The sequence below is a fragment of the Ferribacterium limneticum genome, from assembly GCF_020510585.1.
Lineage (GTDB): Bacteria > Pseudomonadota > Gammaproteobacteria > Burkholderiales > Rhodocyclaceae > Azonexus.
On record NZ_CP075190.1, the window covers coordinates 1,333,785 to 1,357,181 of the forward strand.

General features: G+C 62.4%; 23 protein-coding genes. 8 read left to right on the forward strand and 15 right to left on the reverse strand.

The annotated features are described in order from the left end of the window. Positions 1-4: 4 nt before the first annotated feature. The 7 genes from KI613_RS06395 to KI613_RS06425 form a co-directional block, all read right to left on the reverse strand. Complete coding sequence (locus tag KI613_RS06395; protein WP_226404360.1) at positions 5-694, reverse strand: electron transport complex subunit E; 690 nt, start codon at positions 692-694, stop codon at positions 5-7. Beyond that, positions 691-1,353, reverse strand: coding sequence for an electron transport complex subunit RsxG (gene rsxG / locus KI613_RS06400; protein ID WP_226404361.1), 663 nt, complete (start codon positions 1,351-1,353; stop codon positions 691-693). The genes KI613_RS06395 and rsxG overlap by 4 nt, the downstream gene beginning before the upstream one ends. Continuing rightward, positions 1,350-2,366, reverse strand: coding sequence for an RnfABCDGE type electron transport complex subunit D (locus KI613_RS06405; RefSeq protein ID WP_226404363.1), 1,017 nt, complete (start codon positions 2,364-2,366; stop codon positions 1,350-1,352). Before KI613_RS06405 ends, rsxG begins: the two co-directional genes overlap by 4 nt. Next, a complete protein-coding gene (gene rsxC / locus KI613_RS06410; RefSeq protein ID WP_226404365.1) occupies positions 2,366-4,114 on the reverse strand; it encodes an electron transport complex subunit RsxC in 1,749 nt (582 codons plus the stop codon). The genes KI613_RS06405 and rsxC overlap by 1 nt, the downstream gene beginning before the upstream one ends. After that, the gene (gene rsxB / locus KI613_RS06415) at positions 4,114-4,683 is read right to left on the reverse strand and encodes an electron transport complex subunit RsxB (protein ID WP_226405709.1); all 570 of its coding nucleotides are present in this window, start codon (positions 4,681-4,683) and stop codon (positions 4,114-4,116) included. The genes rsxC and rsxB overlap by 1 nt, the downstream gene beginning before the upstream one ends. A gap of 5 nt (positions 4,684-4,688) precedes the next feature. Then, positions 4,689-5,273 carry an electron transport complex subunit RsxA gene (gene rsxA, locus KI613_RS06420; protein WP_226404366.1) on the reverse strand — a complete coding sequence of 195 codons (585 nt, stop codon included), beginning with the start codon at positions 5,271-5,273 and terminating at the stop codon, positions 4,689-4,691. A gap of 72 nt (positions 5,274-5,345) precedes the next feature. After that, a complete protein-coding gene (locus tag KI613_RS06425; RefSeq protein ID WP_226404368.1) occupies positions 5,346-6,389 on the reverse strand; it encodes a quinone-dependent dihydroorotate dehydrogenase in 1,044 nt (347 codons plus the stop codon). A gap of 247 nt (positions 6,390-6,636) precedes the next feature. On the opposite strand from KI613_RS06425, the gene KI613_RS06430 reads away from it, so the two are divergent. The 5 genes from KI613_RS06430 to KI613_RS06450 all read left to right on the forward strand — a co-directional run bounded on the left by KI613_RS06430 (position 6,637) and on the right by KI613_RS06450 (position 12,529). Beyond that, positions 6,637-8,022: a TolC family protein gene (locus KI613_RS06430; protein ID WP_226404370.1), complete on the forward strand. Its 1,386-nt coding sequence runs from the start codon at positions 6,637-6,639 to the stop codon at positions 8,020-8,022. Next, positions 8,019-9,272 (forward strand): efflux RND transporter periplasmic adaptor subunit, encoded by a 1,254-nt coding sequence (locus tag KI613_RS06435; protein WP_226404372.1) that lies wholly within the window; start codon positions 8,019-8,021, stop codon positions 9,270-9,272. Before KI613_RS06430 ends, KI613_RS06435 begins: the two co-directional genes overlap by 4 nt. Continuing rightward, positions 9,272-9,973, forward strand: a complete 702-nt coding sequence (locus tag KI613_RS06440; protein ID WP_226404373.1) for an ABC transporter ATP-binding protein — start codon at positions 9,272-9,274, stop codon at positions 9,971-9,973. Before KI613_RS06435 ends, KI613_RS06440 begins: the two co-directional genes overlap by 1 nt. A gap of 79 nt (positions 9,974-10,052) precedes the next feature. Further along, the gene (locus tag KI613_RS06445; protein ID WP_226404375.1) at positions 10,053-11,273 is read left to right on the forward strand and encodes an ABC transporter permease; all 1,221 of its coding nucleotides are present in this window, start codon (positions 10,053-10,055) and stop codon (positions 11,271-11,273) included. Then, on the forward strand, positions 11,270-12,529 hold the full coding sequence (locus tag KI613_RS06450; protein WP_226404377.1) for an FAD-dependent oxidoreductase: 1,260 nt from the start codon (positions 11,270-11,272) through the stop codon (positions 12,527-12,529). The genes KI613_RS06445 and KI613_RS06450 overlap by 4 nt, the downstream gene beginning before the upstream one ends. Here KI613_RS06450 and KI613_RS06455 read toward each other — a convergent pair. The 6 genes from KI613_RS06455 to KI613_RS06480 form a co-directional block, all read right to left on the reverse strand. Next, positions 12,526-12,813: a hypothetical protein gene (locus KI613_RS06455; RefSeq protein WP_226404378.1), complete on the reverse strand. Its 288-nt coding sequence runs from the start codon at positions 12,811-12,813 to the stop codon at positions 12,526-12,528. The two genes, KI613_RS06450 and KI613_RS06455, sit on opposite strands and share 4 nt — an antisense overlap. Positions 12,814-12,941: 128 nt before the next feature. Further along, positions 12,942-13,277: a hypothetical protein gene (locus KI613_RS06460; RefSeq protein WP_226404380.1), complete on the reverse strand. Its 336-nt coding sequence runs from the start codon at positions 13,275-13,277 to the stop codon at positions 12,942-12,944. An 11-nt stretch (positions 13,278-13,288) separates the two neighbouring features. Further along, positions 13,289-15,805 (reverse strand): ATP-binding protein, encoded by a 2,517-nt coding sequence (locus tag KI613_RS06465; RefSeq protein ID WP_226404382.1) that lies wholly within the window; start codon positions 15,803-15,805, stop codon positions 13,289-13,291. Positions 15,806-15,988: 183 nt separating this feature from the next. Further along, positions 15,989-16,486: a DUF411 domain-containing protein gene (locus KI613_RS06470; RefSeq protein WP_226404383.1), complete on the reverse strand. Its 498-nt coding sequence runs from the start codon at positions 16,484-16,486 to the stop codon at positions 15,989-15,991. Continuing rightward, positions 16,480-16,953 (reverse strand): ankyrin repeat domain-containing protein, encoded by a 474-nt coding sequence (locus KI613_RS06475; protein WP_226404384.1) that lies wholly within the window; start codon positions 16,951-16,953, stop codon positions 16,480-16,482. The genes KI613_RS06470 and KI613_RS06475 overlap by 7 nt, the downstream gene beginning before the upstream one ends. Before the next feature lie 147 nt (positions 16,954-17,100). Next, positions 17,101-18,966, reverse strand: a complete 1,866-nt coding sequence (locus tag KI613_RS06480; protein WP_226404385.1) for a potassium transporter Kup — start codon at positions 18,964-18,966, stop codon at positions 17,101-17,103. Between the two features lie 161 nt (positions 18,967-19,127). On the opposite strand from KI613_RS06480, the gene KI613_RS06485 reads away from it, so the two are divergent. Then, positions 19,128-19,406: an acylphosphatase gene (locus KI613_RS06485; protein ID WP_226404386.1), complete on the forward strand. Its 279-nt coding sequence runs from the start codon at positions 19,128-19,130 to the stop codon at positions 19,404-19,406. 69 nt (positions 19,407-19,475) lie between these two features. Here the strand turns inward: KI613_RS06485 and KI613_RS06490 are convergent, their stop codons facing one another. Both KI613_RS06490 and KI613_RS06495 read right to left on the reverse strand, forming a co-directional pair. After that, complete coding sequence (locus tag KI613_RS06490) at positions 19,476-20,918, reverse strand: dihydrolipoyl dehydrogenase (RefSeq protein WP_226404387.1); 1,443 nt, start codon at positions 20,916-20,918, stop codon at positions 19,476-19,478. After that, positions 20,915-21,655: a glutathione peroxidase gene (locus KI613_RS06495; RefSeq protein ID WP_226404388.1), complete on the reverse strand. Its 741-nt coding sequence runs from the start codon at positions 21,653-21,655 to the stop codon at positions 20,915-20,917. The genes KI613_RS06490 and KI613_RS06495 overlap by 4 nt, the downstream gene beginning before the upstream one ends. Positions 21,656-21,941: 286 nt before the next feature. Here KI613_RS06495 and KI613_RS06500 point away from each other — a divergent pair, with 286 nt between their 5' ends. Together KI613_RS06500 and KI613_RS06505 are read left to right on the forward strand one after the other, a co-directional pair. After that, entirely contained in the window at positions 21,942-23,027 is a 1,086-nt protein-coding gene (locus tag KI613_RS06500; RefSeq protein ID WP_226404389.1) for a DUF3616 domain-containing protein, read from the forward strand. Next, positions 23,024-23,275 carry a hypothetical protein gene (locus KI613_RS06505; protein ID WP_226404390.1) on the forward strand — a complete coding sequence of 84 codons (252 nt, stop codon included), beginning with the start codon at positions 23,024-23,026 and terminating at the stop codon, positions 23,273-23,275. Before KI613_RS06500 ends, KI613_RS06505 begins: the two co-directional genes overlap by 4 nt. Positions 23,276-23,397 lie beyond the last annotated feature (122 nt).

Below are 23,397 nucleotides of genomic sequence, written 5' to 3' on the forward strand. Positions count from 1 at the left end.
ATGATCAGTGGCAACCGGCCGTGGCGACTGGGGCTGGCGGCTTGCGCTTGGCGCGCTCGGCGGCCTTGGCTTCCATCCAGTTTTTCCAGGCGATCAGGCAGCCGAGCAGAATGAAGGCGCCGGGCGGCAGCAGGGCGAGCAGGAAGCCGGGGTAGCTTTCCGGCAGCACCTGGATCGGTTGCAGGCTGGGAAAAACCATGTCGATGCCGCCGAGGATGGTGCCGCTACCGAGAAATTCGCGCATGGCGCCAAGCAGGGCCAGGGTCCACAACATGCCGACGCCCATGAAAATGCCGTCGAAGGTGGATTGCAGCGGCGGGTTCTTGGCGGCAAAGGCTTCGACGCGGGCGAGCACGATGCAGTTGGTGACGATCAGCGGAATGAAGATGCCGAGCACTAGGTACAACTCATGCAGGTTGGCGTTGAACAGCAGGTCGACGACGGTGACCAGCGCGGCGACAATCAGGATGAAGACCGGGATGCGGATTTCGTGCGGGATGAAGTTGCGCAGGCTGGCGATGGCGACGCCCGACAGCGCCATGACGACGATGGTGGCGAGCGACAGCATGACGCCATTGACCGCGTTGGTGGTCACCGCGAGCAGCGGACACAGGCCGAGAATCTGGACGATGGAGGTGTTCTGCTTCCAGATGCCGTTGCCGGCGATGGTCTTGAATTCGTCACGCGTGATCATTTGACGGCTCCTTCGGCGAACAGGCGGTCACGATTGGCTTCGGCCCATTTGACGGCCTTCAGCACGGCTTTGGACACGGCGCGCGGGGTGATGGTTGCACCGGCGTGATAGTCGATCAGGCCGCCATCCTTCTTGACCTTCCAGTCCTTGTCGGCGACCTTGGTCAGCGCCATGCTGTTGAATTGCGTGATCCACGGCCGGGCCTTGTTCTTGTCCTTCTTGAGCTCGATGTAATCGCCGAGGCCCGGCGTTTCCTTGTGCTGTGTCACGCGTACGCCGGCGACTTCGCCACTGGCGCGCATGGCGATGATCAGACGAATCTTGCCGGCATAGCCATCGGGGGCGACGGCCTCGAAAACCAGGGCGACGGGCTGGCCATTCTTGCGGGCGCGGTAGAGCAGGGAAGGGTCGGTCAGCGTCAGTTCGGCCGTTGCCGGCAGCGTGATGGTGTCTTCGAGCAGGGCGTTGTCGTATTCGCTGCGTGGCAGTACCTCGTCCACCAGCTTCATCTTTTCTTCGGCCGCCGACGCTTCGATTGCCGGTTTGGTCCACAAGTAGGCGCCGGAGAGCAGGCCGGTGAAGATGATCACGAAAACGAACAGGATGGCCGCGGTGCGTGCCGCCATGCCGGTTGCCGAAAATTCCTTGGCGGCGCTCATGCCTTGTCCTTCATGCCGAAGATCGGCGGCTGCGTCAGCAGGTCGATGAGCGGGGCGGAGAGGTTCATGAGCAGAACGGCGAAGGCGACGCCGTCCGGATAGCCGCCGAAAACGCGAATGATGTAGGCGAGCAGGCCAGCACCGGCGCCAAAGATCAGCTTGCCGCGCGGTGTCGTGCAGCCGGAAACCGGGTCGGTGGCGATGAAGAAGGCGCCGAGCATGGCGCCGCCGGAGAGCAGGTGAAAGAGCGGGCTGGCAAACTGGCCCGGGTTATAGAGCCAGAGCGCGCCGGAAATCAGGCTCAGGGAAGCGACGAAGGCGAGCGGCACATGCCAGGTGATCAGCTTGCGATGCCAGAGCCACAGCCCGCCGAGCAGGTAGCCGGCAGCGACCCATTCCCAGCCGCGACCAGCGAAGTTGCCGTAAATATCCTGGTTGGCGAGCAGCGTGGTGACATCGAAACTGCCTTCGCCCAGCTTGAGCGCCGTTTTCATCGCATCGAGCGGGGTGGCGCCGGTCAGCGTATCGACGCGTGGTGCCCAGCCGAGAATGATGTTCATCTGGTCAATCAGCCCCAGTTGCAGGCCGACACTGGGCCACTGCGACATCAGCGCCGGGAAGGCGACGATGCACACGGCGAAGGCAACCATGGCCGGGTTGAAAGGGTTCTGGCCCAGCCCGCCGTAGAGGTGCTTGGCAACGACGACGGCAAAGACGGTGCCGGTGACGACCAGCCACCACGGTGCCAGCGGCGGGAAAGTCAGGGCGATCAGCCAGGCGGTGACGATGGCCGAGCCGTCGGTCAGGAAGAGCGCCAGGGGTTTGCCGCGAACCTTGAGCATGATCGCTTCGGCGAGCAGTGCGGCGAGCGTGGCGATGACCAGCTGAACCAGGATGGCCGGGCCGACCAGGCTGGCATAGGCGGCAATGCCCGGGATCAGCGCGACGCAGACCTGGATCATCACCTGGCTGACGCTGACATCTTTGAGAAGGAAGGGGGCGGGGGCGAACATTACTCGGGTTTCTCGCTGGCCGGGGCTACTGGCTCGGGCTCTGTCAGGTGGGCGGCGATACGGCGCGCCTCGATGTCGGCTGCAGCTTTCTGCTGTTCCGGCGTCAGGTTTTCAGTGTTCTTCGGCTGGACGGCTTCACGTTGCGCCTTGGCGCGGGCCATGGCGGCTTCGATAGTGGCCATTTTTGCAGCTTTTGCCGCGTCGACCGTAGAAGCGGGCGCCGGCTCGCTTGCCGCGGGAGGTGCATCGGCCGACAGGCCATTGGTTTCAGTCGTTGCGGCCGCGGCAGCGGCGGCTTCGGCCGCTTTCTTGGCAGCTTGCGCAGCGGCGGCCTTGGCCAGCTTTTCAGCCTTGTCAGCCTTTTCGCGCTCTTCGCGCAACTGCTTGAACTCGAAGCGGGCCTTGGCCTGGTCGGAGGCATTCTTTTCGCGTTCGCGCGCCCAGATTTCGCTCTTGGCAAAGCGGAAATACTGGACCAGCGGAATGCGCGATGGGCAGACGAAGGAGCAGCAACCGCATTCGATGCAGTCGAAGATGTTGTATTCCTGCGTTTTGCCGAAATTCTTGGCGCGCGAGAACCAGTACATCTCGAACGGTTGCAGTTCGTGCGGGCAAGCCTGGGCGCATGAACCGCAACGAATGCACGGCATTTCCGGCGCCTTGGGCGGGAACAGGCGCTCCGAATGAGCGATCAGGCAGTTGGTCGCCTTGACCACCGGGACATTGGCGTCCGGCACCAGAAAGCCCATCATCGGACCGCCCATGATGATGCCGTCGGTGTCCGGGTGCGGCTGGGCCAGTTTGAGCAACTCGCCCATCGGCGTGCCGATCAGCACTTCGTAGTTGCGCGGTGCATGAACGTTGCCGGATAGCGTGACCAGGCGCGAAACGACCGGTTCGCCGTGAGCGATGGCCCGCCAGGCGGTGTAGGCGGTGGCGACGTTGAAGCATTGCACGCCGAGGTCGGTCGAACGCTTCGAGGCCGGGACTTCCTTGCCGGTCAGAACGCGGATCAGTTGCTTGGCGCCGCCGGCCGGGTAGAGGGTCGGTACCTGAACGACTTCGAAGGTCTCGCCGAGCGTCTGCACGGCAAGGCGCATGGCGGCAGCCGCTTCCGGCTTGTTGTCCTCAATGCCGATGAGCACCTTTTTCGGTTGCAGCAGGTCGCGGAAGACGCCGATGCCGCGCACGACTTCCTCGGCGCGTTCGCGCATGAGCAGGTCGTCGCAGGTGATGAAGGGCTCGCACTCGGCGCCGTTGATCACCAGTTCTTCCATTGGCACCGTTTTCGAGGCGGTGAGCTTGCCGTGAGTCGGGAAAACCGCGCCGCCGAGGCCGACGACGCCCGATTGCTGGAGATGTTCGCGCACGGCTTCCGGGGGCATCGCGGCGTAGTCGAGCGGGGCGTGGGCGATCCACTCGTCCTTGCCATCCGGCTCGATGACGACGCACAGTGCATCGAGGCCCGACGGGTGGGGCTGGACGTGCATGGCCACCTCGAGCACGGTGCCCGAGGTTGGGGCATGGACGGCGGCCGAGATCCAGCCATCGGCCTCGCCGATCAACTGACCCTTCAACACCTTGTCGCCAGCCTGGACGGTCGGCTGCGGCATACCGCCGATGCTCTGGTGCAGTGGCACGACGAGGCGCGAGGGGAGCGGCGCCTGGGCGATGGGCAGAGTGACGGATTGCGTCTTGTTGGTCGGTGGCTTGACGCCACCCTTGAATTTGAACAGGTTCATCAACATCAGGCGGCCGCTTTCATGGCCGTAGCCTTGCTCATTTCAGGTTTGATCTCGACGACCGGATATTTCCATTTCCAGTTGTCGATGTTTTCGCCGATCGGTTCCATCCGGATGCATTCGACGGGACAGGGCGGCAGGCACAGTTCGCAACCGGTACATTGCTGGGCGACGATGGTGTGCATCTGCTTGGCGGCGCCGACGATGGCGTCGACCGGACAGGCCTGGATACACAGCGTGCAGCCGATGCAGGTGTTCTCGTCGATGATGGCGATCTGCTTCGGCTTTTCTTCGGCATCGAGCGGCTTGACCTCGCGGCCGAGCAGGTCGGCCAGGCGCTGGACGCCCTCGACACCACCCGGCGGGCACTTGTTGATTTCATCGCCGTTGGCGATAGCCTCGGCATAAGGCTTGCAACCCGGGTAGCCGCACTGGCCGCACTGGGTCTGGGGCAGGATGGCCTCGATCTTCTCGATCAGCGGATCGCCCTCGACCTTGAACTTGACCGAGGCAAAGCCGAGCAAGGCACCGAGCACGACAGCCCCAAGGGCCATGATGGCGATGGCGAGGAGGATGTCCATTATTGGTACTTGTCCAGGCCGGCGAAGCCCATGAAGGCTAGCGCCATCAGGCCGGCGGTGACCATGGCGATGGCGACGCCGCGAAAGTGGGTGGGCACATCGGCACCTTCGATGCGTTCGCGGATGCCGGCGAAGAGGATGAGCACGAGTGAGAAGCCAAAGGCGCTACCGGCGCCGAAGAGCAGGGACTCGATGAAGTTGTAGCCGTTCGAAATATTGAGCAGCGGCACGCCGAGTACGGCGCAATTGGTGGTGATCAGCGGCAGGTAGATGCCCAGCGTTTGCTGCAGCGTCGGCGAGGTTTTGGCGATGACCATTTCGGTCAGCTGGACGATGGCGGCGATGGTGACGATGAAGGACAGGGTGCGCAGGTATTCGAGCCCGAACGGCATCAGCAGGTAGTGATCGATGATGTAGCTGGCGCCGGTCGCCATGGTCAGCACGAAAGTCGTGGCGGCGCCCATGCCGTAGGCGGTCTCCAGTTTTTTGGAAACGCCCATGAAGGGGCAAAGACCGAGGATCTTCACCAGCACGACGTTGTTGACCAGCACCGCGCCGACGAGGATGAATAAGTAGTGGCTCATAAATTAGGCAAACTTGAGGCGCGTATTATCGGGCTTTGCTGCAGTGCAAACAACCGCGCGCTGCTTGTGGCTTTAGGTGTTTTTCCGCATGACGTGGGCCAGTGTTTCTGCCACTTCGGCCACCAGATCGGGGCCGCGGTAGATGAAACCGCTGTAGAACTGCACCAGGCTGGCGCCAGCGCGGATTTTTTCGGCTGCATCCTCGCCGCCCATGATGCCGCCGACACCGATGATCGGCAGTTCGCCGGCCAGGGCAATCGCCAGTTTTTTCTGCACGGCCGTCGATTTGGCGAAAACCGGCTTGCCCGACAGGCCACCGGTTTCGGCGCCATTTGGCAGGCCTTCGACGCCGTCACGCGACAGCGTGGTATTGGTGGCGATGACGCCGTCGAAACGGTGACGACGCAGCGCGTCGGCGATGGCGGTGATCTGCTCGTCGTCGAGATCGGGGGCGATCTTGAGCGCCAGCGGCACGTATTTGCCGTGCTGGTCGGCCAGTTGCAGTTGTCTGGCCTTCAATTGGGAAAGCAGGTCGTCGAGCGCCTCGTCCTTCTGCAATTCGCGCAAATTCTTGGTGTTCGGCGAGGAAATGTTGACTGTCACGTAGCTGGCGTCGTTGTACACCTTATCGAGGCAGATCAGGTAGTCGTCGGCGGCCTTCTCGATTGGCGTCGTGGCGTTCTTGCCGATATTGATGCCGAGAATGCCGCCCTTTTTCGGGAATTCGGCGCGGCGGACGTTTTCCAGCAACTTGTCGACGCCGGCGTTATTGAAGCCCATCCGGTTGATGATGCCTTGCGCTTCCGGGATGCGGAACAGGCGCGGCTTCGGGTTGCCATCCTGCGGGCGCGGCGTGATCGTGCCGATTTCGATGAAGCCGAAGCCGAGCCTGGCCAGCGCATCGATGTGGTCGCCGTTCTTGTCGAGGCCGGCGGCCAGGCCAACCGGATTCGGAAACTTGAGGCCCATGACCTCGACCGGGCAGGCGGCGACCTTTTTGGCGACCAGGCAGGAGAAGCCGGCGGCGTTGAGAAAATCGATGCCATTCATGCCGATGCCGTGGGCGGTTTCGGCGTCGAGGGCGAAAAAGAACTTGCGAATGAGAGGATAGAACATAGTGGGCGCGATTTTACCGCAATGCGCCTGCCCTTGCCCGGCGAATCAGCGCCATTCCGGGTGCGTTTTTCTTGATCTGGGCGGCTGTCCAGGCTTGGCGAAGGTGACGATAATCGGTGTCTCTGGTTTTTCAGAATACCGTGATGAAATGATTGGCTCCGGTCAGCGCGAGAACAGGCCGGGTTGCTTTGATTCCTGAAACAAACTGTAACGCCTGAATTTATACGGGAAGGCTAAACTTCCGTCCATGCGATTTTTACCCTGTTTTTTCCTGTTGACCGCAGCATTCCCCGCATGGGCGGGTGGTCTGGACGATCCGTTCGGCACTGACGCCATGGCGCCGCTCAAGGTGTCGCCCAGCCTGGCTGCCCGGGTTGGCGAAGCGCCCTGTGCCACGGCCTTGCCGGCGACGGCGCTGACCCCCCTCGATGCCGTCGATCTGGCCTTGTGCAATCACCCGCAGACGCGCGAGGTGTGGGCTTCGGCCCGGGTACAGGCGGCGCTGGTCGGCGTCGCCCGGGCCGGCTGGTTGCCGAATCTCGATGCCAGTGTCAGCGCGACGCGTTTTCAGTATGACGATGGTTCGTACAACCGACGGGCCGCGGCGCTGACGCTGTCCTGGCTGCTGATCGATTTCGGCCAGCGTTCGGCCAATGTCGAGAATGCCCAGCAATTGCTCAATGCAGCCGCAGCGACGCAGGATGCGACGGTCCAGTCGCTGTTTCTCGCCGCGTTGCAGACCTACTACACGGCGCAGGCGACGCAGGCGGCGGTGATTTCGGCGAGCGAGGCCGAGCGTTCGGCGCGCGAAGCTTTTCAGGCGGCCGATGCGCGCTACAACGTCGGTGTCGCCACGCCGGCTGATCGCCTGCAGGCGCAGACGGCGCTGTCGCAGGCGACGCTCAACCGCATCCGGGCCGAGGGCGATGCCCGCAACGGGCTGGGGGCGCTGGCCAATGCGCTCGGTTTCGAGGCACAGCAGAAAATTGTGTTGGCCGAACTGCCGGCCTTGCCGGCCGAACTGGTTTTCCAGAAGGAGGTCGATGCCATGATCGCCGAGGCGCAGGCCCGGCGGCCCGACTTCAAAGCGGCCGAGGCGCAGCTCAAGGCGGCTGAGGCGAGCGTCGACCTGGCCCGTGCCCAGGGCCGGCCGACCGTTTCGCTGGCGGCCGGGCCGAGCTGGCAGAACAACGCCGGCATCGTCACTCAGGGCGGCAGCATCGGCCTGACGCTCAACGTGCCGATCTTTGCCGGTTTCGATACGACCTACCGCGTGCGTTCGGCCGCGGCGCTGGCCGATGTTCGTACCGCTCAGCGCGACCGCATCAAGAACCAGATCGCGCTCGATGTCTGGAAGGCTTATCAAAGCCTGACGACGGCGACGCAAAGCCTGAAGACATCGGCCGATCTGGTGGCCAGTGCCGAGCAGTCGGAGCGCGTCGCGCTCGGCCGCTACAAGGCCGGCGTTGGCACCGTGCTTGACCTGCTGGTGGCGCAGAGCGCCCTGGCCAGTGCCCGGCTGCAGCGCATTCAGGCGCAACTCGACTGGAATGTTTATCGCGCCACGCTGGCTCAGTCCATGGGCGCGCTCGATTACACGCTGCTGCAACCAGCGGCGGAAGGAAGACCATGAAACAAATCGGCAAGATTCTGCTCGGCGTCACGGTGATTGCAGGCCTGATCGGCGGCGGCGTCTGGTACAGCAAGCAGCGCGCGGCGCACAACCCGGAAACCCGCTACAAGCTGGCTGCGGTCGAGAAGGGGGACGTGACGCAGACGGTGTCGGCCAACGGCACGCTCAATCCGGTGGTGCTGATCAGCGTCGGTACGCAGGTTTCCGGCACCGTGCGCAAGCTTTATGTCGATTTCAACGACAAGGTCAAAAAGGGCCAGGTGATGCTTGAGCTTGACGACGCGCTGGTCTCGGCTACCGAGCGGCAGAGCGCGGCGAATGTGATCAACGCCCAGGCGACGCTCGAACTGGCACAGGCCAACGAGGCGCGCATGAAGTCGCTGATCGCCCAGGAGTACGTCTCGAAACAGGAGTACGACCAGTCCACCCAGGCCCTCAAGTCGGCCCGGGCGCAGGTGGCGCTGGCCAGGGCGCAGAACGAGCGCGACCGGGCCAACCTCAATTTCACGGTGATCCGCTCGCCAGTCGATGGTGTGGTCATCGACCGCGTGGTTGATTTGGGCCAGACGGTGGCAGCCAGCTTCCAGACGCCGACGCTGATCAAGATCGCTCAGGATCTGTCGGAAATGCGCATCGACACGAGCTTTGCCGAGGCCGATATCGGCAACATCCGCGAGGGGCAGAAGGCGCGCTTCACGGTCGATGCCTTCCCGAGCCGCAGTTTCATCGGCGACGTCCAGCAGATTCGGCTGAACCCGACCAACCAGCAAAACGTCGTCACTTACAACGTCCGCATCAACGTCGCCAATCCGGAGCAGGTGTTGTTGCCGGGCATGACGGCCTACGTCAATATCGGCGTGCAGAAGCGCGAGGGTGTGCTGCTCGTGCCGAATGCCGCGCTGCGCTTCAAGCCGGCCGATGCTGGGGAGAAGAAACCGGAAAATGGGCAAAAATCGCCGTCGACCGCAGGACCTTCCGGTGTCGGGCCGGGCATGGGCGCCGGGGCCGATGGCAGCGCTGCCAAGGCCGGTGCCGGCAAGGGCAAAAAGCGCGAAAGCCAGAGCGGCACAGTTTATGTACTGACCGGGGAGGAACTCAAACCGGTCAGTGTCCAGCTCGGCATCACCGACAACCGCAACACCGAAATCGTCGGCGGCGAACTCAAGGAAGGCGACCGCATTGTCACCGGCGAGAACGGCGGTGGTGGTCAGAGCGGCAAGCCGTCCAGCGTCGGCATGCGGATGTTCTGATGGCTGAATCAGTCATCCGGGTCGTCGGCCTGGGCAAATCCTATGAAACGGCGGCGGGGCTATTCCCGGCGCTGAAGGGGGTCAATCTCGATATCCTGCCCGGCGAGTACATCGCCATCATGGGACCGTCCGGCTCGGGCAAATCGACTTTCATGAACCTGCTCGGCTGCCTTGATACGCCGAGCATGGGCGACTATTTTCTGGCCGGCAAGAATGTCGCGCAGATGGATAAGGACGCCCTGGCCATCCTGCGCAACCGGACGCTGGGTTTCGTTTTCCAGGGCTTCAATCTGCTGCCGCGCATGACTTTGCAGGACAACGTCGCGCTGCCGCTGGTCTATGCCGGTGCCGACAAGGAAACGCGGCGGGCCAAGGCGCGCGAACTGCTCGGCAAGGTTGGCCTCGGTCAGTACGCCGAATCGCTGCCCAGCCGGATTTCCGGTGGCCAGCAGCAACGCGTGGCGATTGCCCGGGCGCTCGTGAACTCCCCGCAACTCATCCTCGCCGACGAGCCGACCGGCAATCTCGACAGCCATACCAGCGAGGAAATCATGCGCCTGTTCGGCGAACTCAACGCCGAGGGCATCACGATTGTGCTCGTCACCCATGAGCCGGACATCGCGGCGCACGCCAAGCGGCAGGTCAAGTTTCTCGATGGCGAGATCGTCAGCGATCACCTGACGGAGCACGCACCGGCATGAGGGCGAGCATTTCAATTTTGGCCATTTTTTCCGGTCGACCGTGGGAATTGCCTATAAGCCGCAATCGGGAGGTTTCCCCGTGTTGAAAGCGATGCTCGGCGAAGCCTGGCTGGCGATGGGCGCCAATCGCCTGCGCACGGCGCTGACCATGCTCGGCATGGTCATCGGTGTCGGTGCCGTGGTCATCATGATGGCCATCGGGCAGGGCGCGCAGTACGCCGTCCAGCAGACGATCAGCACGATGGGTTCGAACCTGTTCATCGTCCTTTCCGGTTCCTTCACCACGGCCGGCGTGCGCAGTGGCTCGGCCGGCGGGCCGACGCTCAATGTGGCCGATGGCGAAGCCATCGCCGAACTCGACGGTGTCGCCAACGTGGCGCCGACGCACCAGGGCTCGCGGCAACTGGTTTATGGCTCGCAGAACTGGAGTTCGCAGGTCGTCGGTTCGACGCCGGCCTATCTTGAGGCGCGGGCGTGGAATATCGTCAACGGCGCCGGTTTCGGCGATTCCGACGTGCGTTCGTCGACGCGGGTGGCCGTTATCGGCAAGACCGTGGCCGAGAACCTGTTCGGCGCCGAAGATCCGGTCGGCAAGACCATGCGCATCCAGCAGAATCCTTTCCTGGTCATCGGCGTGCTCGGCAGCAAGGGGCAGAACCTCGACGGCCGCGACCAGGACGACACCGTGATCATTCCGCTGAGCACCGCCCAGCGCAAGGTGTTCGGCACGCCTTTCCTCGGTTCGGTGCGGATGATCATGATTCAGGCCGATTCGGCCGAAGCGATGCCGAAAGTCATGGACAGCGTAACCAGCCTCCTGCGTCAGCGCCACCGCCTGCGCGACGGCACGCCGGACGATTTCTTCATGCGCAACCTGTCGGCAGCGGCCGAATCCGAGGCCGAAACGACGCGCACGATGTCCATCCTGCTCGGCGCCATCGCCTCGATTTCGCTGCTCGTCGGCGGCATCGGCATCATGAACATCATGCTCGTCTCGGTCACCGAGCGGACCCGCGAAATCGGCATCCGCATGGCCATCGGCGCCCGGCAGAAGGACATCCTGAGCCAGTTCCTGCTCGAAGCCGTGATGATTTCCTTCGCCGGCTGTCTGCTCGGCCTGCTTATCGGCCTCGGCGTCGCGCTCGGTATCAACGTCTTTACCGGCATGGTCATCGTTATTTCCGGCAGCGCGGCGCTCATCGCCTTTGCCGTGGCGGCCGGTGTCGGTATCTTCTTCGGCTGGTATCCGGCCCAGAAGGCGGCCCAACTCGATCCCATCGAGGCACTGCGCTACCAATGAAAAGCGGTCGCCGTCAGTTTCTGCTCGCGGCCGGGCTGCTGCCGCTGGTTCGGCCGCTGCGCGCGGCCGGCGAGCGGGTCGTCATCGTCGGCGGCGGCTGGGGTGGCCTGTCGGCCGCCAGCCATTTGCGGCGGCTGGCCCCCGACATCGAGGTGACGCTCGTCGACCGCCAGCCGACCTTTACCTCGTTCGCCCTGAGCAACCGCTGGTTGGTCGATCACGGCAACAGCAACATCGAACGGCAGGACTACGCTGCCCTTGCTGCCACCAAGGGCTACCGCTTCGTGCAGGCCGGTGTCGACAGCATCGATCGCGCCCAGCGCACGGTGAACACGGCTTCCGGCCGCCTGCCTTACGACTGGCTGGTGCTGGCCCCGGGCATTCGTGAAAACTACGCCGCCTGGCAGGTCAACGACCCGCTGGCCGTGGCCGAACTGCGCCAGCGCTATTCAGGTGCCATGCTCAATGCCGCCGATCTGCCGGTGCTCAAGAAACGCCTCGCCGCTTTCAAGGGCGGCGACCTGCTCATGACCGTTCCGCCAGCGCCCTACCGTTGCCCGCCGGCGCCGTATGAACGGGCGATGCTGATCGCCTGGTGGCTCAAGACGCAGAAAATTCCCGGCAAGCTGGTCATCATCGATCCGAACCCGATGATGCCGGCCTTCAAATCCATTTTGCTCGACCGTTTCAAGGCGCAAGTTACCTACCTTGATCACGCCAAGGTCCGCCAGGTCGACTTGGCGCGCAAGACGGTGATGACGGATATCGACGACATCCGCTTCGACGAAGCCTTGCTATCGCCGCCGCAGGAAGCGGCTGACCTGTTGTGGCAGGCCGGGCTGATTCGCCACGATGAGGGCGGCCGGTCCACCGGCTGGGCCGATCAGGGCGCCCTGGATTTTCGCAGCGTCGCCGACGAACGGGTTTTCATCATCGGCGATGCGGCCGGTCTGGCCTCGCCGCTATTCGGCCATTATCCGAAGACCGGCCATGTCGCCAACCGCATGGGCGCCATCGTCGCCCGGCAGATCGCCGCTGGCCTTACCGGAAAGGCCTTCCCGGTGCTGCTGCCGGAGAGCGTTTGCCACGTGGTGAGCAGCGTCGAGCCGCTTGAATACATCCGCCTCGAAGCCAGCTATCGGCAGCGTGGCGATGGTTTCCTCATGCAGCAGGTCAAGCAGGTGCGGGAGCCGAATCCGGCCGGCGAGGATGCCGCCTGGGCCGAGGCCATGTACCGCGATTTCCTGCGGCCCTAGTGCAAAAGCCTGGCTTCAAAAATCGATTCGGTCTGGTCGGGAAAGCGGTACAGAGCAAAGACGCGCTGCAACTCGGCTGATAACTTGGCCGATTGCATGTCTGGATTGGCCATGAAGTTGATGCCGATCCTGTCTCCCTGCTTGACCAGCGTCGTGAAGGCGTAGTGCCATTCGCGGGCTTCCTCGAGGCGTTCGATTACTTCGCGCTCATTGCTGATGGCGACGCCAGCGCCCTTGAGGGATTGGATGAACAGGGTTGATTCGGTATTCGGGTTGGGGATCATGATCTCTCCGCAGGGTTTGAGGTGCTATGTCCGCTTAACGAGCCAGCCTCTGTTTGCGATGACGATCATCGTGTAGCAGCGTGTAACGCTGCTGTTGTGCTTGATGACGGTGAGTACTCCCCGGCGGGTCAGTCCTCGTCCTCGTAGCCGTGTTCCGCTTCCAGCTCCTCGGTGAATTGCCGCGTCAGCTCGGCCCGGCCTTGCCGGGTTTCGATGCGCTGCAACAGCCGTGCGAAAGCTTCGTCGTCAATGTCGCCGGCGGCGCGATTGACCGACAGGACGTATACCAGGAACTCGATGTTCTCGAGATCTTCGTCGTTGCCCGGGGCGTTGCCCAAGGCCGAAGCGAGGGCATTGGCCAGCGAGTTGGCCTGGCCCTTCGGTGGTTTCGCTGGAATGTCGCGATGGGCGGCTTGCACGATCCGGATCATGTCGGGGTGGTTTTCCGGGAGAGTCTTTTCCATGGTGATCGGTATCAGGTGAGGGGGCGGCTGCTTAGCCATTTGAGCAAGGTGTCGAACAATAGATCGGGGATGACCGGTTTGCCGATGTGATCGTTCATGCCCGCCGCGAGGCAAATCTGGCGGTCTTCCTCGAAGGCATTGGCGGTGACCGCCAGAATGGGCGTTTCCGCATAGCCGGGCAAGGCCCGGATGGCCCGCGTTGCATCGACGCCGTTCATTCTGGGCATCTGCATGTCCATCAGAATGAGCGCGTATTGAGTCTGGCTGGCCATCGCCACCGCGACTTCGCCATCTTCGGCCAGATCGACCGAGAGCCCCGCTTCTTCGAGCAGGCTCATCGACACTTCCCGGTTGATCGGTTCGTCCTCGACGAGCAATACCCGGGTGCCCGAGTAGCGTTCCCTGAGGGTGGTTTCAGACGAAATCCGGAGTTGTCTGGCGACCGGTCGGGCATCGTTTACATGCTTCTGCAGGCGCACCGTAAACCAGAAGGTGCTGCCGACATTCGGCACGCTGTCGACACCGATTTCACCGCCCATCATTTTCACGAGCCGCTTGCTGATCGCCAGGCCCAGGCCGGTTCCGCCGTATTTTCGCGACATCGAACCGTCAGCCTGTTCGAAGGCATTGAACAGGTGTTGTTGATCCTCCGGCGCTATGCCGATGCCGCTATCGATGACCTCGAAGCGCAATACGGCATCGTTCGCGCCACTTTCCGACAGATGAATGCGGACGGTGATCGTGCCCTGCTCGGTAAATTTGATGGCATTGGCTGACAGATTGAGCAGGATCTGGCCAAGCCGGAACGGATCGCCCTTGAACGTCTGGCCGCCGATCTCGGGGCAGGGCTCGATGTCCAGTCGCAGTCCTTTGTCGAGCGCCCGCTGGGCAATCAGGTTGCGCAGGTTTTCCAGGATTTCACCGATCCGGAAGTCGATCTGCTCGAGCTGCATGTGCTCGGCCTCGATTTTCGAGATGTCGAGAATGTCGTTGATGACGCCGAGCAGGTGATGGGCCGCGAAATCGATCTTGCCAAGCTGATTCTGCAGCGCCGGGTCTTCGGCCTTGCGCAGCGCCAGCCCGGTCATGCCGAGGATGGCGTTCATCGGGGTCCGCAGCTCGTGGCTCATGTTGGCCAGGAAGGTGCTCTTGGCCAGGCTGGCTGCCTCGGCCGCTTCCTTGGTCTGCAGCAGCTGTGCCGTACGCTCGGCCACCAGTTGTTCCAGATTGTCGCGGTGTGCCTGCAGCTCGGCGTGGGCCTGCTTCAGCTCGGTGACATCCGTGATCGCCCCGATTAGCCCGGCAACTTCACCATCAATGCGCCGGAAAGTGGCTTTGTGGAAGATGACGTTGCGTTCCTTGCAATTCTTCACGGTCAACCAGTCGTAGGTCTGGGTGCCGGGCTGGCTGAACAGCTCGTCGTCCTTTTCCTTGTAGCGCTGGGCAATTTCGGGCGGCGCCATGTCAAAAACGGTCTTGCCGATAATGTCGTCGCGATGCTTGCCCAGGGACTCCTCGAAGGCATTATTGCAGCCCAGATAAAGACCGTTCGCGTCCTTGTAGAAGAGTGGTACGGGGACGCTCTCGATCAGCGTATGGAGAAACAAGGTCTGATTCTGGATTTTTTGCCAGTAGCGCCGCAACAGCCAGGCGCCAAGCACCGTCGCCGCAAAAAATCCGAGAATGAGCAAAGTCGCATTGCGCAGTTCGATGCGCCAGTCGTCCAGATAATCCTCGGGTGCCATGCCAACGGTCACGAGAAAGGGCGTCTGCGGTACGCGGCGAAAGGCGTACGTTCGTTCGATGCCATCCGGTGTCTGGGCTTTGTGGAACATCCCGGTTGCGCTTCCCGAGTCAAGCAGGGCCTTGAATTCCGGCGAAACCTGTTTATTGCCGGGTTGCCCTGAAGGCCCGGCAATAGCAGGGAAGCGCGCCAGCAAGGCGGCGTTCTGATGGCGGATGACTGCCGATCCGTGCTCACCCAGACTGAGCGTGGACAGCAAACCGATGAAATGTTCAAGATTGAACGCGGCAGTGACAACGCCGGCAAAAGAGCCGTCGGCGTTTCGATATGAGCGGGTGAGCGCGACAACCCAGATTTTTGATACGCGCCCCAAAATCGGCTCGGAAACGATCAGGTCTTGGCCCGGCTTGAGCTGGTGTTCGGCGAAAAACGGGCGGTCGGCATAGCTGACCATCGTTTCGGGCGTAACCCCCTTGCCCCAGATGACCTTGCCCTGGCTATCGCTGACCCGGAAGCCATCGACGGCTGGATGGCGCAGCAGGTGCATGTTGAGCATCTGCTCGATTTGATTGGCATCGACACGTCCGTCTGCCAGCCGCCCCTCCAGCGCGTCGACAATGTCAAGAAGCCCGAGATCGACCCGGCGGACCGCGTCGGCCACATTCAGTTCGAGCAGGGCTGCCAGGTTGCCGGTCGTGCCCACCACCTGCTCCACCGTGCGTTTCTGGTGGTTCTGCAGATTGACGACACTGACGGAAATCATCACGGCGTTGAGGACGAGCACGCTCAGTATTAGCCAGCCAAGAAAACGAGAGGCTGATTGCCGTGAATTGATGGATGTTGGCTTTGAGTGGGCGGGCTGCGACAAGTTGAGGCAATCGGGAGTTGGAGGTGGGCGTTGAAAAAACGCTGATTATTGCACTCCCGGCGCATTTGGTGGCGGTCTGTCGGAATCGGCATGCGCCTTTCAGTGGCGGGCGAAGCGGGATGGCTTGCCCTTGCGGTCAACCAGAAAAGTCTCGAAAAACTCGCGGCGGACGGGCTGTTCGACGCCTTCCTTGTCGAGCATCGTGCACGCCGTTTCACAGGTCGGGTTGGAGAACTCGCGGCCCGGGGCGCCCTGCGGCAGGCCGGGGACGGCAAGGCCAAGGGCGCGCGGCTTTTCGCTGAGCAACAGCTTGATATCCTCGGCCGGCACATGGCCTTCGATGAAATAGCCGGCAACCAGCGCGCTGGGCACCGATTCCATGTCCTTCGGCACCTTGAGGCGGCGTTTCAGTGCATCCATGTCGACCGTTGGTGTCATTTTGACCGGGAAGCCGTTCTGGCGCAGGTGTTCGGCCCATTCGATGCAAGTCAGGCAGACCGTCGGCGTGAACACTTCGACGGAAGGCAGCGGTGCTGCCGGCTCGGCGCCAGTGCTACCCGCCAACAGGGCGAGCAGCAGCGGAATGGCTTTCAGCATGGCTTGCCTGCCTGGCAGCCCTTGAGTACCCACAGCGAAAGGACGCCGGCTGCTTCGTCGGCCTTGACCTTGCGCGCCATCGAGCCGGGGTCGCGGCCGTTGTCGGTCTTGGCAAAGGGATCGGCGCCGGCTTCGAGCAGGATCTGGACATTTTTGGCCCGGCTCGAATAGGCGGCCATGTGCAGCGGTGTGGCGCCGTCGTTGTCGCGGGCCATGACGTCGGCGCCGGCGGCGATCAGCGCTTTCATGGCAGTGGTATCCGGGTTGGTGGCGGCCAGGTGCAGGGGTGTCGAACCTTGCCCCGTGCGCACTTCGCGCTGTTTCGGGTCGGCCTTGAGCAGGCGGCGAACGTCGTCGCCGTTGCCGGCTCGCGCCGCATCGTGGATCGGCCGGTCGTAGCTCTGAACCTCGGCAAACGCCGGAAAGGCGAAACTGGCAGCGAAAAGCAGGGAGAGCAGGCGCTTCATGCGGGTATCCGGAAATGGTTGATCAGGCGATTGTTGCCGCTTGCTTCTCGGACAACCTTGATCTGCGCTAGTTTCAGTTTTTGCTGATATGGCAGCGATGCGCCAGTGAAAAACGCCCTGCCGGGCGGGACAGGGCGTCGATGGCGTTCAGATGACCAGTTGCGTACCGAGTTCGACCACCCGGTTGGTCGGGATATGGAAGAAGTCGCTGGCGCTCGTCGCGTTCTTCGACATGATGGCGAAGAGTCGGGCGCGGATCGGCAGCATGCCGCGGGACATCGACGGGACAATGGTTTCGCGTGACAGGTAGAAGGTGGTGTCCATCATGTCGAAACTCTCGCCGAAACGGCCGCATTGCTCCAGTGCGCCGGGCACGTCGGGACTTTCCATGAAGCCGTAGCGGATGATCAGGCGCTTGAAGCCCTTTTTCATGTCGTGCAGGTAGATGCGATCCATGTCGTTGACGTGTGGCGTCTGCATCGTTTGCACGGTGACCAGCACGACGCGCTCGTGCAGCACCTGGTTGTGCTTGAGGTTGTGGAGCAGGGCCGGCGGCACGCCGTCCTTGGCGCTGGTCATGAACACGGCCGTACCGTAGATGCGGTGCACATCGTCGATGGATTGCAGGAAGTCATCCATCGGGATGCTTTGCTTGGCCATTTCGTCGGAGACCATGCGCCGTCCCCGCCGCCAGGTGGTCAGCACGGTGAATGAAACGACGCCCATGGCCAGCGGGAACCAGCCGCCTTCGGGGATCTTGATCGCATTGGCGGCGAAGAAGGCGATGTCGACGACGAGCAGCGACCCGGCAACGAGCGCGACGAGCAGCTTGTTCCATTTCCAGAGCAGGACCATGACGAAGGCGACGAGGATGGTGTCGATCAGCATCGTGCCGGTGACGGCAATGCCATAGGCAGCAGCCAGATTCGACGAATTCTTGAAGCCGATGACCAGCGCGACGACGGCCAGGTAGAGCGACCAGTTGGTGAAGGGCACGTAGATCTGGCCTTCTTCCATGCCCGAGGTGTGGATGATCTGCATGCGCGGCAGCAGGCCCATCTGGATCGACTGGCGGGCCACCGAGAAGGCGCCGGAAATGACGGCCTGTGAGGCGATGACGGTGGCGGCGGTGGCCAGTCCGACCATCGGGATCAGCGCCCAGTCGGGGGCGAGGTGGAAGAAGGGGCTGGCGATGGCTTGCGGATCGACCAGCAGCAGGGCGCCCTGGCCGAAATAGTTGAGGACCAGCGCCGGCATGACAAAGCCGAACCAGGCGAGGCGAATCGGGAAGCGGCCGAAGTGGCCCATGTCGGTGTACAGCGCTTCGCCGCCGGTGACGGCGAGCACCACCGAGCCGAGGGCGAGGAAGGCGAGGCCGGGATGTTCGGCGATGAAAAAGGTGGCGAACAGCGGGTTGAGGGCGAGCAGGACGGCCGGGTTATTGGCGATCTGCAGCACACCTAGCACGGCCAGAATGGCGAACCAGGCCACCATGACCGGCCCGAAGAGCTTGCCGACGGCACCGGTGCCGTGCTTCTGGATGAAGAACAGGCCGGTCAGGATGCCGAGCGTGATCGGGATGACGTAGGGTTTCAAATCGGGCGTGATGATCTCCAGACCTTCGACGGCGGAGAGCACGGAGATGGCCGGCGTGATCATGCTGTCGCCGTAGAACAGCGCGGCGGCAAAGATGCCGAGCAGCGTGACGATCCACGACAGGCGCGGGTTCTTGGCCTTTTCGGTGACCAGCGCGAGCAGCGCCAGCGAGCCGCCCTCGCCGCGGTTGTCGGCCCGCATGATGATGAGCACGTACTTGATGGTGACCAGCACGACAATCGCCCAGAAGACCAGTGACAGCACGCCGAGGATGTTTTCCGGGGTGACCGGGATCGGGTGATGGCCGTTGAAGATTTCCTTCAGCGCGTAAAGCGGGCTGGTCCCGATGTCGCCGAAGACGACCCCGATGGCAGCGACCGTAATGGCCGGCAAGGCTTGTTTGTTATGTGACGACATCTATTCCCCTGTTGCGCCTGGGGCGCAGAATTTTGCGATGCTGCTTGCCTAGCCGCGCCTTTCTCTCGGGAGCGCGGTCTGGCAAGCCCGCCAATCTAGCACTTTGCCCTGAGCTTTGGTATAGATGGCGGTATCTGCAGCGGGCTGGCGAGGAGCGAAAAATGGCAAGAATCGGGCGTCACTTGACGATTGAAGGGCGGGTTCAGGGCGTCGGCTATCGCTGGTCCATGGTCGAGCAGGCGCGGTCGCTCGGCGTCGTCGGCTGGGTGCGCAACCTAGCCGATGGCCGGGTCGAGGCGATGGCCGTCGGCGAGGAAATGGCGGTGATCGAGCTGATCGCCTGGGCGCGGCGCGGGCCGAGCCATGCGATCGTTCGGCAGGTCAATATCGCGCTGGGCGACGGGGATTTTGGGAGCTTCGAGCAGGCTCCGAACGGCTGAATGGGAATGCTACGGTCAACGGGAAAAATTGGCCAAAATTGAAATCTGCAATCTGTCATTGACGACCCATCAGCCGCCTGGCCCGCAATCCATGCCTTGATCGACTACCGCCGAACCGGAGTCCAGTTGATGCTTCGCGTCGCGCAAGGCGGTGCGCAAGCCTTCTTCGAGGACCGGGTGATAGAACGGCATTTCCAGCATTTCTTCGACTGTCAGGCGTTGTTGCGCCGCCCAGGCGAGCAGGTGGCCGATGTGCTCGGCGCCGGGGCCGAACATTTCGGCGCCCAGAAACACGCCGCTGTTGAGCTCGGCATAGACTTTGAGCATGCCCTTGTTGCGCAGGATGACCCGGCTGCGTCCCTGATCCTCGAAGGAGGCGCAGCCTGTCGCGAAGCGGCCCAGGAAGTGCTGGTTCAGCGTTTTCAGGGCGATGCCGGCCGAGGCGACTTGCGGGTCGCAGAAGACGATGGCCAGCGGCGTGCGGCGCCGGCCGGGCACGACGTTGGGATAGCGTCCGGCATTGTCGCCGGCAATGCGCCCCTGGTCGGCGGCTTCGTGCAGCAGGGGAATATCGTTGCTGGCATCGCCGGCAATAAAGATCGTGCTGTCGCCGCATTGCAGCGTGTAGCGGTCAAACAGCGGCACGCCATGGTCGTCGAGTTGCAGTCCGGTGTTTTCCAGCGCCAGTCCAGCAAGCTCCGGCGCCCGACCGGTCGCCGCCAGAACATAGTCGAATTCCTCGACGATCCGGGACCCGTCCTTGTGCTGGTAAGTTACAGCAACCCCGGTCGCCGTTTCGCTGACCGATTCGACCTCGGCATCCGCATCGAGATAAAACTCGTCATTGAAAATCTTGTTCGCGTAGTCGCGCATCCCGGTGTCGCGAATGCCGGCAATGCCGCCGCCGATGCCGAACATCTTGACTTCGACGCCCAGGCGGCTCATCGCCTGCCCTAATTCAATGCCGAGCGGCCCGGTGCCGAAAACGGCCAGGCTTTTCGGCAGGGTCGGCAATTCAAAAACGTTCTCGCTGGTCAGCAAGTGCTTGTCCAGACCTTGCAGCAATGGCGGCAAGGTGGGTTTGCTGCCGGTGGCGATGATGATGCGACGGGCGTGAATCAACTGGCCCTTGGGCGTCACCAGGGTATTGGCGTCCTGAAAACTGACCTTTGCCATCCACCGGACGCCGCTCGGCATGGCATCGACCGAGGCCAGGACTAATCCGACAAAACGATCGCGTTCGCGCTGCACCCGTGCCATCACCGCCGCGCCGTCGACCACCAGGTCCGTGGCCTGTATCCCGAAGCGATCGGCATGGCGCGCCTGGTGCGCGACTTCGGCCGCCGCTATTAGCAATTTGCTCGGCATGCAGCCGGAACGCGCGCAAGTCGTGCCGTAGTCGCCGCCTTCGATGAGCAGGATCGACTCGGTATGAGCCCGGGCGCTCAGATAGGCGGCCGTTCCAGCGGTGCCAGAACCGATGATGGCGACATCGACGTGGATCGGCGTCATTTTGTCTTGGCTAGCCAGACCGCCAGTTCGTCGGCGCCGCCGATGTGCTCGCCGTCGATGAAGACCTGCGGCGTCGTCCCCTGGCCGCTCACGGCCTGCAGCGAGCTGTAGCTGACGCCGTTGCTGCCGAGTTCGATTTCCTCGAAGCGCTCGCCCTTTTTGTTGAGCATTTCGCGGGCGCGGGCGCAATGCGGGCACCCGGGTTTGCTGAAGAAGGTGATCCGGGGTGGCGGCACGGCTTTGGCATTGATGTAACCGAGCATCGTATCGGCATCGGAAACCTTGAAAGGATCGCCCGGCTCTTCCGCCTCGATGAACATTTTTTCAATCAGCCCATCCTTGACCAGCATCGAATAACGACAGCTCCGCTTGCCCAGGCCGATATCCGACTTGTCGACGAGCATCCCCATGCCGGCGCTGAATTCGCCATTGCCATCGGGCAGGAAATAGATGCTCTCGGCCTTCTGGGCGGTCTGCCAGGTTTCCATCACGAATGGATCGTTGACGGCCAGACAGATCACGCTATCGACGCCATTCTCCTTGAGCGTCCCGGCCAACTCGTTGTAGCGCGGCAGGTGCATGTTCGAACAGGTCGGCGTGAAGGCGCCGGGCAGGGCAAACAGCACGACAGTCTTGCCTTTGAAGAGGGCATCGCTGCCGACTTTCTCCCATGCGCCATTAACCCTGAGCGGAAAGGTGACCTGGGGGATGTGTTGACCTTCCTGTGACTTGAGCATGGCGATGTTTCTCCTGTTGGTTTGCGCGTAGCGAAGTCTGGAAAGTACGCCACCATGCAGGTGGCCTCTGTGCGCCAGCGAACTCAGGTCAGGATTGGTAGAGGTTGATGACGATTGCCATGGTCAACCGGAAAAAATGGCCAAAATTCAAACGGGCAGTCTTGCCTGCTTGGCAAGCCAAACAGCCGTTGCTGAACGGGGTGGTACATTGGTCCAGGTTGAGTCGGATGCTTGCCGATTGGCTTTTGTTTCCCGGCCAGAACACCCTTCAGAAAAGAGATCCAACATGCCCAGCAAACGCATTAAAAACGCCATTCGTCTTGAATTCGCCCCGGGCGCGCTGGTTCAGGCCAACCTTTCCGGCGCCGCGTTTTCCGGTGAATGCTTGTGGGTTGCCGGTGACGAGGCCTGTGGCATCGACCGCCTGCGCCGCCTCGATCCGTCGGGAAGCGAACTGCTGCGCTTCGGCGATGGGCTGAGCTTTCCGTTGTCCGAACTACTGGACTTGCCCGGTGCAGCGGACGAGGAAGCCGACCTGGAAGGCATGGCGGTGGCTGACGGCTATCTTTGGGTGGTGGGCTCGCATGGGCTCAAGCGCAAGAATGCGAAGAGCAAGCTGGACAACGCCGAAAACGCCAAGCGGCTGGCCAAGGTGACGCTCGATGGCAATCGCCGCCTGCTGGCCTGTTTGCCAATTGAAACGGGTGACGACGGCCAGCCCTGTCTGGTCCGGGAGGCGAAAGATGGTCGCCGGGCGCGACGCCTGAAAGGGGATGTCGAGTCGAATCTGCTCACCCAGGCTTTGGCGGACGATCCGCATTTCGGAGCGTACATGGGCATTCCCGGCAAAGACAATGGTTTGGATATCGAAGGGCTGGTTGTGGACGGCAAGCGCTTGCTGTTCGGACTGCGCGGCCCGGTGTTGCGTGGTTGGTCTGCGCTGCTGGAGATTGCGCTCGAAACCAAGGGCGATGAACTGCGGCTGGCGCCTCTGGATGGCAGCGACTGCCTGATCCGCAAGCATTTTCTGCAACTGGAAGGACTCGGGATACGCGATCTCCACTTTTCCGGTGATGACCTCTACATCCTGGCCGGGCCGACGATGGTGCTGGATGGCGATATCCGTGTCTTCAAGTGGCCGAACGCCAAGTCCCTGCTGGCAGCCAACCGGGAACCGGTACGTTTTGAGGCCACCCTGATCGAGTTGCTTTCCCTGCCCCACGGCCACGGCACCAATCGGGCGGAGGCGCTTTGCGCATTACCGCCTGAACTCGCCTCGCACACGCCGAGCTGGCTGGTGCTTTACGACGCGCCCGGCCTCGATCGCAAGGATGGCGAATACACGGTTTTCGGTGATGTTCTTCATCAATGATTGAGCGTCAGCTCAATGTGGGAAGCCATATGTACACCGGGCAGCGGCAGGGCTTCCGACAGTTGCAGCCAGGCCAGACCTTTGCCCGGGCTGCACATTTCAGTTTTGGCCGTTTTTTACGGTTGACCGTAGCACTGGCTGATGCGGCCAAAGCTGGTCGCATCAGGTTCAAGCAATCCGTTCATTTGATACTCCTGAGAATGAAATTGATTGAGGGCGGCTGTGCCGAAATGCAATCCGGCACCTGAGTTGGAGAGATTAGGCCGGGCGCTTTGGCTAATCGGCGCGCCAGCGCACCCTTTGGCGACCGGCCTGGTAAATGTTGGGGAGCCGACGGGGCCGGCATACCCGTGTTGCTGGCGATGCTGCA